Annotated in this window: 12 protein-coding genes; 5 read left to right on the forward strand and 7 right to left on the reverse strand. The window is 71.0% G+C overall.

Annotated features, from left to right (window positions below; translation table 11 throughout):
- Positions 1–11 precede the first annotated feature (11 nt).
- Positions 12–866: a helix-turn-helix transcriptional regulator gene (locus HL652_RS15350; protein ID WP_171706112.1), complete on the reverse strand. Its 855-nt coding sequence runs from the start codon at positions 864–866 to the stop codon at positions 12–14.
- A 144-nt stretch (positions 867–1,010) separates the two neighbouring features.
- Between HL652_RS15350 and HL652_RS15355 the strand changes: the two genes are divergently transcribed.
- Positions 1,011–1,760, forward strand: coding sequence for an SDR family oxidoreductase (locus HL652_RS15355; protein ID WP_171706113.1), 750 nt, complete (start codon positions 1,011–1,013; stop codon positions 1,758–1,760).
- 91 nt (positions 1,761–1,851) lie between these two features.
- A complete protein-coding gene (locus HL652_RS15360; protein ID WP_171706114.1) occupies positions 1,852–2,376 on the forward strand; it encodes a GNAT family N-acetyltransferase in 525 nt (174 codons plus the stop codon).
- A gap of 552 nt (positions 2,377–2,928) precedes the next feature.
- Here HL652_RS15360 and HL652_RS15365 read toward each other — a convergent pair.
- From HL652_RS15365 to HL652_RS15375, 3 genes are read right to left on the reverse strand one after another with little or no spacing between them, the layout of a single operon-like run.
- Complete coding sequence (locus HL652_RS15365) at positions 2,929–4,179, reverse strand: ABC transporter permease (protein ID WP_171706115.1); 1,251 nt, start codon at positions 4,177–4,179, stop codon at positions 2,929–2,931.
- Complete coding sequence (locus HL652_RS15370; RefSeq protein WP_171706116.1) at positions 4,176–4,988, reverse strand: ABC transporter ATP-binding protein; 813 nt, start codon at positions 4,986–4,988, stop codon at positions 4,176–4,178. Before HL652_RS15370 ends, HL652_RS15365 begins: the two co-directional genes overlap by 4 nt.
- A complete protein-coding gene (locus HL652_RS15375; protein WP_171706117.1) occupies positions 4,985–6,064 on the reverse strand; it encodes an efflux RND transporter periplasmic adaptor subunit in 1,080 nt (359 codons plus the stop codon). Before HL652_RS15375 ends, HL652_RS15370 begins: the two co-directional genes overlap by 4 nt.
- A 157-nt stretch (positions 6,065–6,221) precedes the next feature.
- Here HL652_RS15375 and HL652_RS15380 point away from each other — a divergent pair, with 157 nt between their 5' ends.
- From HL652_RS15380 to HL652_RS15390, 3 genes are read left to right on the forward strand one after another with little or no spacing between them, the layout of a single operon-like run.
- On the forward strand, positions 6,222–7,163 hold the full coding sequence (locus tag HL652_RS15380; protein ID WP_171706118.1) for a DMT family transporter: 942 nt from the start codon (positions 6,222–6,224) through the stop codon (positions 7,161–7,163).
- A 12-nt stretch (positions 7,164–7,175) separates the two neighbouring features.
- Complete coding sequence (locus tag HL652_RS15385; RefSeq protein ID WP_171706119.1) at positions 7,176–8,999, forward strand: alkaline phosphatase family protein; 1,824 nt, start codon at positions 7,176–7,178, stop codon at positions 8,997–8,999.
- Between the two features lie 48 nt (positions 9,000–9,047).
- Positions 9,048–10,250 carry an ROK family transcriptional regulator gene (locus HL652_RS15390; protein WP_171706120.1) on the forward strand — a complete coding sequence of 401 codons (1,203 nt, stop codon included), beginning with the start codon at positions 9,048–9,050 and terminating at the stop codon, positions 10,248–10,250.
- Here HL652_RS15390 and HL652_RS15395 read toward each other — a convergent pair.
- From HL652_RS15395 to HL652_RS15405, 3 genes are all read right to left on the reverse strand, one after another.
- Positions 10,237–11,238, reverse strand: coding sequence for a sugar phosphate isomerase/epimerase family protein (locus tag HL652_RS15395; protein ID WP_171706121.1), 1,002 nt, complete (start codon positions 11,236–11,238; stop codon positions 10,237–10,239). The two genes, HL652_RS15390 and HL652_RS15395, sit on opposite strands and share 14 nt — an antisense overlap.
- The gene (locus HL652_RS15400) at positions 11,235–12,404 is read right to left on the reverse strand and encodes a Gfo/Idh/MocA family protein (protein WP_171707389.1); all 1,170 of its coding nucleotides are present in this window, start codon (positions 12,402–12,404) and stop codon (positions 11,235–11,237) included. The genes HL652_RS15395 and HL652_RS15400 overlap by 4 nt, the downstream gene beginning before the upstream one ends.
- Before the next feature lie 104 nt (positions 12,405–12,508).
- A complete protein-coding gene (locus HL652_RS15405; RefSeq protein WP_171706122.1) occupies positions 12,509–13,570 on the reverse strand; it encodes a substrate-binding domain-containing protein in 1,062 nt (353 codons plus the stop codon).
- Between the last annotated feature and the right edge of the window lie 164 nt (positions 13,571–13,734).

A 13,734-nucleotide genomic window follows, 5' to 3' on the forward strand; every position in this document is an offset into this window, starting at 1 on the left:
GTGGGGGCGGATCAGGCCGGCTGGTGCGACCCGCTCAGGCGTTGGGCGCCGAGCACGGTGAGCAGGGCGAGCTTCTCTGCGCTCGGGGTGCCCGGGGTGGCGGTGAACACGAGCAGCGACTGCCACTGATCGGGGTCGAGCACCACCTGGCAGTGCAGCGAGAGCTCGCCCACTTCGGGATGCACGAAGCGCTTCTCGTCGGTGTACCGCAGGCCCACGCCGCCGAGCTCCCACACCGTCCGGAACTCCTCGCTCTCGTCGAGCAGCCGGTCGACCAGGGCCGCGACCTCCGACCCCGGCCCGGCTTGAGCCGCCGCGGCACGCAGCTGCGCGGCGCGCACCCGGCTGTGGTGCTCATGGTCGTCGGCCGGGTAGATCGCCCTCGAGGCGGGATCGGTGAACCACCGGTAGAAGCCGCTCCTGGCCGGCCCGGTGTGGTGGGTCTGCCTGCCGAGCAGGGCGACGGCGGAGTCGGTCTGCACCAGCGTCTCGCCGAGCGAGCCGAGAATCTCGGCGGGCGTGTCGGCGAGGCGGTCGAGGATGCGCATGAGCCCTGGACTCACATGCTCACTCGACTGCGCCCGCCCGGGAGGCCGGTGGCCGGCGAGCAGGAAGAGGTGGTCGCGCTCGGCCAGGGTGAGCCGGAGGCCGCGGGCGAGGGCCGCCACCATCTGCTCGCTGGGCTGCAGACCGGAGCCGCGTTCGAGGCGGGCGAGATAGTCGGCCGACATGCCCGAGAGCTCGGCGACCTCCTCGCGCCGGAGCCCGCTGGTGCGGCGTCTTGGCCCGCGGCGCAGGCCCACGTCTTCCGGCTGAAGTGCTGCTCGACGGGTGCGTACGAAGTCTCCGAATGCGGCGGTGTCCACTTCTCCACTCTCGCCCTTTGCGCGCAGGTTATCCACTGATCGTGACTCCACGGATAACCCTGTCCTGGTTGCGCCCCACGATGTGGGTTGTACTCGAAGGGCGGGTGCACACCGCCACCCGGTACCGACCAGAAAGCGAGAGCCGTGAACATCCAAGGACACACGATCTTCATCCCCGGGGCGACCTCGGGCATCGGCCTGGGCCTCGCCCAGCGACTGCAGGCCGCGGGCAACACCGTCATCGTGGGCGGCCGCCGCGCCGAGCTGCTCGCTGAGATCGTCGAGCAGAACCCCGGGCTCGAGGCGCAGGTCATCGACACCACCGACCCCGACTCGATCGCCGAGGCCTTCCGCGCCGTCACCGCCGCCCACCCCGAGCTCGACGTGCTCGTGGCGATGGCCGGCATCATGCTGCCCGAGAACCTGCGCGACCCCGCCTTCCTCGAGGTCGCCGAGCGCACCGTCGAGACGAACCTGCTCGGCCCGATCAGGCTCGTCGCGGCGTTCCTCCCCCACCTGCTCGAGCAGCCGTCCGCCGCTGTGCTCACCGTGTCGTCGGGCCTCGCCTTCGTACCGCTGCCCGCCACCCCCACCTACAGCGCCACGAAGGCGGCGATCCACTCCTTCACCGACTCGATGCGGGTGCAACTCGCCGACACCTCCGTGCAGGTCATCGAGCTCGCGCCCCCCGCCACGCAGACCACCCTCATGAACCTCAAAGACAACCCCCACGCCATGCCTCTCAACGACTACCTCGACGAGACCATGCGACTGCTCGAAACGGAGCCCGAAGCGGAGCAGATCCTCGTCGAACGGGTCAAGCGCCAACGCTTCGCCGAGGCCGACGGCCGCTACGCCGAAGTCCTCGCCGCCCAAAGCACCCGCCCCAACTGACCCGCCCCACCGCCCCCACCCCGCCGAGACCGCAGGCCCCACCCCGAGGTGCACGACGCGCAGAGGGGGCGCCCGAACTAGAGTCGGAGGCATGTCGTCGCAGCAGGGGTTCGTCGTGAGGCGCACCACCGAGGCCGACTGGGCCGAGGTGCGCGCACTCCGGCTCGAGATGCTCGCCGACACCCCGCTCGCCTACCTCGAGACCCTCGAGCACGCGGAGCGCCGCTCCGAGGCCGAGTGGCGGGCGTGGGCGCGCGAGGGCTCGTCGGCGTCGTCGATCACGGTGGCCGCCATCACCGACGACGGCCGCTGGGTCGGCACGATGCTGTCGAAGGTGCCCCTCCGGTCGCCGGCTGCCTTCCTGTACGGCGTGTACGTCGCGCCGTCTCACCGCGGGCGGGCGGCGGGCGTGACGGATGCGCTCCTCACCGAGATCGAGAACTGGGCCGCCGACCGCGGCGAGACCCTCAGCCTCGAGGTGCACGAACACAACGCGCGCGCCATCGCGGCCTACCGTGCCCGCGGCTTCGTCGAGACCGGCTCCACCCGCCCCTACCCCCTCGACCGCACCACACGCGAACTCGAGATGCGCAAGCGGCTCCTCCCCAGGCGCTGAGCACCCCACCACCCGCGACCTCGACGTGCGGAACAGTTCGCGTCAGCGCAGTGAGCGCGGGGCGATTCCTCCACCCCCTGCCGCGGATCGAGGCGCTCGACGCCGGAGCTCCGGATGCGAGGTGGAGGAGTCCTCGCGACCGCGGCTCCCATCCCCGCGCGTGGCGGCGGTGTGGGTGCCGCGGACGGGTCGTGGTCACCGCGTCTGCGACTCCACGACCGCAGGTCGCGACCGCGAGGCGCGACTTGCTAGCCGCAACTGCGACCGTAGGGCGCGTCCATAACCGCGACGCTCGACCGCGGGCACGTGGGCCTCGGGTCACGACCCCGACCGCGATCTGCGGCTGTGAAGAGGGACCCCGACCGCGGGCCGCGAACGCGAGACGCGACCGCGGGAGGCAGGACGCTGGGCGCGGCGCGGGCCGTGTACGCAGATCGCGGTACGACCGCGGGCCGCGGAGCGCGACCCTGACCGCGGGCTGCGGCGTGCGGGCCGCGAGACACGACCGCGAGGCACGACCGCGGCGCGCGGCGCGGGCACCCGGGCCGCCGCTCAGTAGCGGATGGCGTCGATGACCTTGACGCGCACGGCGACGAGGGCGGGGAGGAGCCCGGCGAGGGCGCCGACCGCGGTGGCGGCGATGAGACCCAGCACGGCGGCATCGACCGGGAACGGCGGGAAGTCGGTGACCATGCCCTGCCCGACGAAGTCGTGCATCATGGGCGACTGCACGATGAGCACCGCCGCCACCACCCCCGCGGCGCCCGCCGCCACGGTGGCCACGACGCTCTCCATCATGACCGCGAAGAACACCCGCCCGGCGGTGGCGCCGAAGCTCCGCCTGATGCCGATCTCGCGCACCCGCTGCTTCACCGTCACGAGCGCGATGTTCACGAGGCCCAGCGCACCGAGCAGCAGCACCAGCACGGCGATGCCGCCGACGATGAGCTTGGTGACGAGGAACGGGTCGTCGCCGTATTGCGCGTAGTCCTGCCGGTTCACGTCGACCTGCACACCCTCGCCGAGGGCCGCCGTGAAGTCGCGCTTGACCAGGGAGGTGAGCTGGTCGGAGATCTCGGGCGGCACCCACATCTCGTACTGCGTCTGACCACCACCGCCGAACGGGTCGGATGACGCGCCCCCTCCGGCCGGGTCGGCAGCCTGGATGGCCTGCAGCTGGTCGGCGAGCATGTACATCGACGGCTCGGTCTCCCACGTCGCCACCGGGTACACCCCGACGACGACGGCCTTCGTGCCCTTGTCTCCGCCGAGCATCACGGTCGGATGGGTGCCGAGGTCGGGCCGGCCCAGCCTGTCCCAGAAGATCTCGTTCACCACGAGCGCGGGGGCGAGCCGCTCGGTGTCGGCGGCGGTGAACCACGAGCCCTCGGTGATGCGCACCCGGTGCATCTCACCGTAGGGCTGGTCGACGGCCTGCGCTCCCACCTGTACACCGCCGGTGACGAACGGCACCAGCTGGCTCGACTGCATGACCCGGCTGGCGTAGTCGACCTTGTAGCGTGAGACGGTCTCGGCCCAGGTCGCGTCCATGGTCTCGGCGTCGATCTGACTGCCGTCGTTCGTGTAGGCGTACACGTAGAGGGTCGCAGGCCGCCCGCTCGAGCGCTCGCTCAGCTCTTCGTTGGCCTGCTGCACGATGGCGCCGAGCGCCACCACGGTGGTGAGCGAGCACACCGCGACGGCGACGCCGATGAGCGAGAGCAGCACCCGGGTGCGATGCACCCTGAGTTCCTGCCACGCCTCGAGCACCGCTCCCACGAGGCTCGTCAGCGCGCGCTTCATTCCGCACCCCCTGCGATGGCCGACGGATGCGCCTCCAGGGCACGAGCATCCGTCGCCACCGCAGCCGCCCCCGCAGTCACAGCACGAGAATCCGCCGCCCCCGCAGTCACGGCACGAGCATCCGCCTCCCCCGCCCGCGTCAGCACCCCGCGCTCGAGCAGGTAGTGGTCGCGCGACCGCTCCGCGATCGCCGGATCGTGCGTGATCACCACGAGCGCAGCCCCCGTGCTCGTCGCCACCTCGTCGATGAGCTCCATGACGCTCTGCCCGGTGTCGAGGTCGAGCGCACCGGTGGGCTCGTCGGCGAGGATGAGGCTCGGCCCGCGCACCAGTGACCTGGCGATCGCCACCCGCTGCTGCTCACCGCCCGACAGGCGGTCGGGCATGCTCTCGAGGCGGTGCCCGAGTCCCACCTGCTCGAGCATCTCGGCGGCGAGCGCCTTGCGGCGCCAGAACTGCCGGCCCTCGGCGTAGTGCAGCGGCATCGCCACGTTCTCGAGCGCGGTGCGCCCGGCGAGCAGGTTGAACTGCTGGAAGACGAAGCCGATGCGGGCTCCCCGCACCCGGTCGCGTGCGGCGCCGGAGTACGACTTCACGGGCTTGCCGTCGAACTCGAGCGTGCCGCTCGTCGGCAGGTCGAGGAGGCCCATGAGGTTGAGCAGCGTCGACTTTCCCGAGCCGGAGCGGCCGACGATCGAGATGCGGTCTCCGGGTTCGACGGTGAGGGTGACCCCGTTGAGGATGGTGAGCGCCGGCTGGTCGGGCGGCAGCACCGTTCTGGTCACCTCGTCGAGTCGCAGCAGGCTCACGAGACCGAGCCGCACATCATGCTGCCGTCGGGCATCGCGGTGCAGTCGCCCATCTCGCCGCCGCCCGGCACGGCCATGGCCCCCGGCGCGAACTCGAGGATCTCCTCGCCCTCGCTCAACCCTCCGGTGACCTCGACCTGGGTGCCGTCGCTCAGCCCCAGCCCCACGGAGCGCTCCTCCGTGGCGCCGTCGGCGGTCGTCACCCACACGGTGCCAGTCTGGGCGGCGCCGCGCACGGCGGTGGTGGGCACGACGAGCACGTTCTCGGCCTTGCCGCCCGCGATGGTCATCTCGGCGGCGAGGCCGGGGAAGACGGTGACGTCGCCGGGGATGGCGCAGCTCACCGTGGTCGAGCTCCCGCCCGAGCCGCCTGAGCCGCCTCCGCCAGACCCGCCAGACCCGCCGGCACCCGCCCCCGCACCCCCGCCGTCGGCGCCCTCGCCGGCTCCGGCCAGCGGGGTGGTGATGCGCAGGTCGCCGCAGGTGAACGGCGCGGGCCCTCCCGTGATGGCGATGCTCGCCTCGGTGGGCCGGTCGAGCAGCCGGTACTGCTGCGCGGGCTGCAGGCTCCCCGACACCGAGAAGCTGGGCGGAGCGATCTGCCCGGCCACCATGCCGATCGTCACGTCCTGCCCCTCGATGACACCGAGGGAGCTGAGCGTTCCGGATGCTGCGGCCGTCACTTCGACGTAGCGGAAGATCGCTGGCAGCGGCTTGCCCTCGGCGTCGACGCTCTCGGAGGGATCGCGCTCGATCGGCACCTTCACGTCGAACACCGTGTCGCCTGCGGCCACCTGGGCGCCCTGGGCCACGAAGATCTCGTCGACCGTGCCGGCCGCCGTCGACTTGAGCGGCACCGCGGGGTCGGCGGAGACGGTCGCCTGCACGACGACGTCATTCGTGATCGACCCGAGCGCCACGACGGTGCGCGGCTCGACGATCTCTCCGGTGGGTACGGCCGGGTTCGCCTCGGTCGCCTGGTCGGGGAAGAAGGCCAGCTTGCCGAGCGCGACGGCGATGGCGGCGATCAGGACGATCCTGAGGATCGGGAAGACCCAGCGACGCGCGATACCCACAGACACACTCCAGACCGCCCGACGACAGCCGTCGAGCACACGCAGCCACCCTAGGGGATGGCCGTGACGCTCCGTGGGCCGGGAGCGCGAAGCTGTCCTTCGGTACGAGAGAAACGGCACCCAGGTACCACTCGCGGTCTCCCGTAGGCTGGGCCGAATGGGCGCAGGCAACAGGCGCACCCTCGTGGTGGCCATCGGATCGCTCGTGGCGGCGACCCTGTTCTGGGCCGGCAACTACGTGGTGGGGGCCGCCGCGGTGGCCGAGCTCGACCCGGTGAGCCTCGTGCTGCTGCGCTGGGCGTTCGCCGCGGTGCCGCTGCTGGCCCTCGCGCAGCTGGTCGAGCGGCCGCGCTGGCGCGAGGTGCTGAGGGCCTGGCCGTGGCTCCTCGCGCTCGGGGCGACGGGCCTGCTCGGCTACACCCTGCTGCTGTATTCCGCGCTGCAGTTCACCGACCCCTTCAGCGCCTCGCTCATCAACGCCTTCAACCCGGCGCTGATCAGCCTCGCCGCCGTCGTGCTGCTGCGGCAGCGGCTCTCGGGCAGGGCCGTCGTGGGCATCCTCCTCGCGCTCGCCGGAGTGCTGATCGTCATCAGCCGTGGGTCGTTCGCCGCACTCCTCTACGGCGGCTTCGGCCTGGGCGACGTGCTGATGATCTGCGCCATCCTCACCTGGACCGCCTACACCGTGCTCGGGCGCAAGGCGCCCACCCTGCCGCCGATCGCCTCGACCGCCGTGCAGGCGGTGATCGCCGCCCTCGTGCTGGCTCCCGTCTCGCTCCTCACGGGCGGCCCCGCGCTGCCGCAGAGCGCGCCCGTGTGGGGAGCCCTCGCCTTCATCGTCGTGTTCCCCTCGGTGCTGTCGTACCTGCTCTGGAACCGGGCGCTCGAGGTCATCCCGCCCGCCCGCGCGGGCGTCTTCCTCAACCTGATCACCGTCTTCACCGCCGTGCTCACCCTCCTGCTCGGGCATCCGTTCAGCGTGGCGCAGGTCGTCGGCGGCCTGATCGTCGTCGGCGGCATCGCGCTCGCGAACGCCGACGCCTTCCGGCGCCGCCCGGCCCCCAGCTCCTTCGAAGCCCGGCCGCCCACCGGCGGGTAGTAACGTCGGAACATGGCACGGATCGGAAGAAAGCCCACGCCCGCGGCACCCGACGCCGACGGCGCCGTGGCCTCGCGCCGTGCCTTCCTCAAGGCCGCGGCGATGGGTGCCGCGGGTGCCGCCGCCGGCGGCGTGGCCGGTGCCGCGATCGGCGCGGGCGTCTACGCCCAGGAGTCGTCGCTCGACTTCGCCGCCGAGGAGAAGGAGACGAAGGCAGGGTTCGACCACCTCGTCGTGCTGATGTACGAGAACCGCTCCTTCGACAACGTGCTCGGGTGGCTCTACAAAGACGAGGAGCTGAAGGCCGGACAGCGCTTCGAGGGCCTGCACCAGGGCGACCACTCGAACCCCGTTCCCGGCACCGACGAGGTGATCAAGGCCCACGCCTACACCGGCTCCACCGACGAGATCATGTCGAGCCCCGACCCCGATCCGGGCGAGGAGTACCCGCACGTCAACACCCAGCTGTTCCAGAAGGTCGACCCGGAGGAGAACCGCGACCTGCACGTGAACGGCCTGCAGTATCCCTACAACGCCCCCGGCCCGAACGCGCAGCCCACCATGAAGGGCTTCGTCGAGGACTACATCATCAACTACCGGCACATCACGAAAGACCGCAAGGAGCCGACGCGCAAGGAGTACGAGGTGGCGATGGGCGGCTTCACGCCCGAGATGCTGCCCGTGTTCAGCACCCTGGCGAAGAACTTCGCCGTGTTCGACCACTGGTTCAGCGCCGTGCCCTCGCAGACCTTCTGCAACCGCCTGTTCTTCCACGCCTCCACCTCGCACGGCTTCGTCACGAACAAGGGCGACGGCGGGTACCGCAAGTGGCTCGACGTGCCGCCGGAGGAGTCGACGACCGTCTTCAACCGCCTCGAGGAGGCGGGTCTCACCTGGCGGGTCTACTACGACGCCGCCCAGCTGGTGTCGATGACGGGGGTGCTGCACGCCCCGGCGCTGCAGCCGTACTGGAAGACCAACTTCCGCGTGATGGAGCAGTTCTACGACGACGTCGAGAACGGCGACCTGCCCGACTACGCCTTCATCGAGCCGCGCATGATCTACAACCACAACGACATGCATCCGCCGCACGGGGTGCTGCGCGAGAGCGACGACGAGTCGGGCGCCGGCGTCGTCATCGACGGCGCGGTGTCGGATGCGCGGGCGGCGGATGCGCTGCTGCACGCGGTCTACTCCGCCATCAGGCGGAGCGCCAGCCCCTCGGGCTCGAACGCGATGAACACCATGCTCTTCGTGACCTTCGATGAGCACGGCGGCACCTTCGACCACGTGCCGCCGCCCGCGGCCACGCCGCCCCGCACCGGAGACGCGGGCGAGATGGGCTTCACCTTCGACCGGCTCGGCTGCCGCGTGCCGGCCATCGCCATCTCGGCCTACACGGCGAAGAACACGATCGTGAACGAGCAGCACGACCACGGGTCGGTCATCGCCACGCTGAGCAAGCGGCACGGGCTGAAGCCGCTCACCCGTCGCGACAAGGAGTCGCGCGACATGTTCGACGCGCTCACGCTCGACAAGCCCCGCCCGGTGAGCGACTGGCCGCAGACCCTGCCGCAGTACACCCCACCGAACCCCGAGGTGAGCTTCGACGACAGTTCCGACGCCGAGCGGGTGAAGCCCATCAGCAACCCCGCCAAGGGACTGCTCGGCCTCCTCATCGCCAAGTACGGCGTGCCGGGCGAGACAGAGCCCTCGACGTATGCCGAGGCCTACGCCGCCCTCATGCAGACGCAGAGCACGAACGGCCAGCTGTTCGGCACCCTCGACTCGGTCGACGGCACGCCCACGGCCCGGCCCACGCCGACTCCGTCATAGTCGCCGCCTCCGTCACGATAAGGTCGATCGCCGCTATAAGATGGCGCAATGAACGACGTAAGTGCGCCGCGTGAGGCCGGAAGTCCGGCGAACACGAGCGATCTGTTCCAGATCATGCGCGACGGGCAGGCGCGCACCCGCTCGGAGCTCTCCGCCCTCACCGGGCTCGCCCGCTCGACCGTCGCGCTCCGCGTCGACGCGCTGATGAAGCTGGGCCTCCTGCGCCCCGTCAACGATGCGATCTCGACGGGCGGGCGCCCGTCGACCCAGTTCGCCCTCAACTCCACCGGCCACAGCGTGCTCGCCGTCGACGTGGGAGCCTCGCACGTGCGGGTGGCGACCACCGACCTCGGCGGCGCGGTCATCGCCGAGGAGCTCGAGGAGCTCGACATCGCGAGCGGCCCGACCGTCGTGCTCGACCGGGTCAGGGCGATCGGCTCGGCCCTCGTCGAGTCGAACTCCTCCACCGCCGGTCATCTTCTGGCGGTGGGCGTGGGCCTCCCCGGCCCGGTCGAGCACTCGACGGGTCGCCCCATCAACCCGCCGATCATGCCCGGGTGGGACAGGTACGACGTCGCCGGGTCGCTCGGCGAGCACTTCGGGGTGCCGGTGCTGGTCGACAACGACGTGAACATCATGGCCCTCGGCGAGCGCGAGCTCGCCTGGCCCGAGGTCGACGACCTCATGTTCGTGAAGGTGGCGACGGGCGTGGGCGCCGGGGTCATCTCGGGCGGCAGCCTGCAGCGCGGCGCCCAGGGCACGGCGGGCGACCTCGGCCACGTCTACGTCTCGCGCGGCGCCGAGATCTTCTGCCGCTGCGGCAACCGGGGCTGCCTCGAGGCGGTGGCCTCGGGTTCCGCGGTCGCCCGCGCGCTCAGCAGCGACGACCGCAGCGTGCGCTCCAGCGCCGACGTGGTGGAGCTGGTGCGGCGGGGCGACATCGAGGCCATCCAGGCGGTGCGCCAGGCCGGGCGCGACCTCGGCGAGGTGCTCACCACCTGCGTGAGCCTGATGAACCCGTCGACGATCGTCATCGGCGGCAGCCTCTCGGCGGCGGGCGAGTTCCTCATCGCCGGCGTGCGCGAGGCCATCTACACGCGGGCCATGCCGTTCGCCACGCAGCACCTCGAGATCACCCGCTCGCGCATCGGCGCCGACGCGGCGATCGCGGGCGCCGCGGTGCTCGCCATCCAGTACGCCCTCTCCGCCGAGCGGGTCGAGGCGATGGTGGGCTCGCTCAGCGAGCGCTGAACGCGGCGTCGAAGGCCGCCGACGGTGCGTCGAAGGCCATCGAGCGCACGAAGGCCAGGGCTTCGGGAGCGCCCCGGAGCCGGTCCATCCCCGCATCCTCCCACTCCACCGAGATGGGCCCGTCGTAGCCGATGGCGTTGAGCGCCCGGAAGCTCTTCTCCCACGGCACGTCGCCGTGCCCGGTCGAGACGAAGTCCCAGCCGCGCCGCAGGTCGGCCCACGCCAGGTGGGAGCCCAGCCGCCCGTTGCGCCCGTTGCCCACGTTGAGCTTCACGTCCTTGCAGTCGACGTGGTAGATGCGGTCGCTGAACTCGAGCAGGAACGACACGGGGTCGAGCTCCTGCCAGACGAAGTGCGACGGGTCCCAGTTGAGTCCGAAGGCCTCGCGGTGGCCGATCGCCTCGAGGGTGCGCACCGTCGTCCAGTAGTCGTAGGCGATCTCCGACGGGTGCACCTCGTGCGCGAACCGCACGCCCACCTCGTCGAACACGTCGAGGATGGGGTTCCAGCGGTCGGCGAAGTCCTGGTAACCGGCATCCACCAGTTCCTGCGACACCGGCGGGAACATCGCCACGTACTTCCAGATACTCGACCCGGTGAATCCCACCACGGTCTTCACCCCGAGCGCCGCCGCCAGTCGCGCGGTGTGCTTCATCTCCTCGGCCGCGCGCTGGCGCACGCCCTCGGGCGACCCGTCGCCCCACACCCGGTCGGAGAGGATGCCGCGGTGGCGCTCGTCGATCGGGTCGTCGCAGACCGCCTGCCCCTTGAGGTGGTTCGAGATCGCGTAGACCTTCAGGCCGTAGCGCTCCAGCAGCTCCTTCTTGCCGTCGACGTACCCGGGCTCGTCCCAGCGCCACGGGTCGAGGTGGTCGCCCCAGCAGGCGATCTCGAGGCCGTCGTAGCCCCACTCCGAGGCCAGTCGCGCGACCTCCTCGAACGGCAGGTCGGCCCATTGTCCCGTGAACAGGGTCACCGGTCGTGTCACAGTGCCATCTCCTTCTCGTCGATCTCGGTCCAGGCGCTCCGCTCGCCGGAGCTTCGTTCCACCGCGTCGAGCACGCGCTGCACCTGCAGCCCGTCGCCGAAGTCGGGGCTCGGGTTCACGCCAGAGGCTAGCGCGGTCACGAGATCGCGCACCTGGTGCGAGAAGCCGTGCTCGTAGCCGAGCCCGTGGCCGGCCGGCCACCAGGCGTCGATGTACGGATGCTCGGGCTCGGTCACGATGATCTTCGAGAATCCCTGCACGGCCGGGTCGAGCGTCGCGTCGTAGTAGTGCAGCGCGTTGAGGTCTTCGAGGTCGAAGGCGAGGGCGCCCTCCGACCCCGAGATCTCGAAGCGGAGGGCGTTCTTGCGCCCGGTGCTCATGCGGGTGGCCTCGAAGGCGCCGAGCACCCCGTCGTCGAAGCGCGCCGAGAAGACGGCCCGGTCGTCGACGGTCACCGTCGCCGTGCCCGCGTCGCCGCCGGTGCCCGACGACGACAGGCCTCGCCCGTCGCCCGACAGCGGCCGCTCGGCGACCAGCGTCTCGAGAGTGCCGCTCACCGAGGTGATCGACCGGCCGGTCACGAACTGGGCGAGGTCGATGGCGTGGGCGCCGATGTCGCCGAGCGCGCCCGACCCGGCGAGCTGCTTGTCGAGCCGCCAGGTGAACGGCGAGAGCGGGTCGACCAGCCAGTCCTGCAGGTACGACACCGACAGCTGGCGGATGACCCCGAGCCGCCCGGCCGCCACCATCTCGCGGGCGAGGGCGATCGCGGGAACGCGGCGGTAGGTGAAGCCCACCATGGCCCGCACCCCCGTCATCGCCGCGACGTCGGCGGCGCGCGCCATGGCCTCGGCCTCGGCCGTCGTGTTGGCGAGCGGCTTCTCGCAGAGCACGTGCTTTCCTGCCTCGAGGGCGGCGATCGCGATCTCGGCGTGCGACTCCCCCGGGGTGACGATGTCGACCAGGTCGATGTCGTCGCGCTGCACCGCGGCGCGCCAGTCGTCGTTCGACTCGCTCCACCCCCAGCGCTCGGCGGCGTCGGCAGCGCGGCCGGCGTCACGGCCGACGAGGAGCGTCATCTCCGGCGCCAGCGGAAGGTCGAAGAAGCGGGGGGCGGTGCGCCAGCCCTGCGAGTGGGCGGCGCCCATGAAGCCGTTGCCGATCATGGCGACGCGGAGTGGAGCGGAGTGTGACACGGGTCTGTTCTTTCTGTCGACGGGACGAGAGGGGCGTTCCGGGTGGGCGGGCGCACCCGCCCACCCGGAACGGCTCAGGACTCGAAGGCGGTCGGCAGGTAGATGTCGACGTTCTCCTTGGTCACGACGGGCGCATCGAGCTGCACCACGCGCGGCACCGACGACTCGACCAGGTCGCCGAGGCCCTCGCCCTTCACCAGCAGGCGGGCGAGCGCGATGCCGTCGGCGGCCTGGGTGGAGGGGTAGATGACCGTGGCCTTCAGCACGGTGTCGTCGGCCTGGATGCTGCGCATCACGTTCGCCGAACCGGCGCCGCCGACCATGAAGAACTCGTCGCGCCCTGCCGCGTCGATGGCGGCGAGCACGCCGACACCCTGGTCGTCGTCGTGGTTCCAGATGGCGTCGATCTTCGGAGCCGCGGAGAGCAGCTGCGACGCAGCCGCCTCGCCGCCCTGCACGGTGAAGTCCGCGGCCACGCGGTTCGTCACCTCGAGACCGCAGTCGTCGAGCGCGTCGGCGAAGCCCTGGCTGCGATCCTGCGTGAGCGGGAGGCTGTCGATGCCGGCGATCTCGGCGATGACCGCATCCTTGTTGTCGCCGAGCTGCTCGCAGATGTAGGTGCCGGCGCTCACGCCCATGCCGTAGTTGTCGCCGAGCACCGTGGTGCGGGCCGCGAAGGTGCTCGAGAACTCGCGGTCGACGTTGATCACCGGGATGCCCGCCTCCATGGCGCGGGTGGCCACGTCGGTGAGCGCCGCACCGTCGGTCGGCAGCAGCACGATGGCGTCGACGCCGTCGTTGATGAAGGTCTCGACCTGGCTGATCTGCAGGTTGGCGTCGTTCGTGCCCTCGGCGACGATGAGGTCGACCTCGGGGTACTTCTCGGCCTCGGCGATGGCCGCGGTGTTGATGGCGCCGAGCCAGCCGTGATCGGCCGCGGGGCCGGAGAAGCCGATGGTGATGGTGCCGTCATCGGCGCCGGAGCCGCTGGAGCTCGACGAGCTCCCGCCCGAGGTCGCGGCCGGGGCGGCCGGCTCGGGCGAGCTGGAGCCCGGCGTGCAGGCGGTCATGAGAGCGAGGGTTGCCGCCGCGCCCCCCGCGGCAAGGGTGAATCGCTTCGTGAGCGAGCTTCGCATGGTGTTCCTCCTGGTCGGTGCTGCTGCGGGAGTCAGGTGAGACCGCTGCAGTGACCCAGGGGTGCATCCGCTCGTCTGCGCTGACAATCGAAACAGTAGCAGAAGTAGTACGAAGCAGATCAACTTATTTTTGTTCATCGACGTAAGTGGAAACCACGGCCGTC

This window comes from Herbiconiux sp. SALV-R1, assembly GCF_013113715.1.
Taxonomy (GTDB): Bacteria; Actinomycetota; Actinomycetes; order Actinomycetales; family Microbacteriaceae; genus Herbiconiux.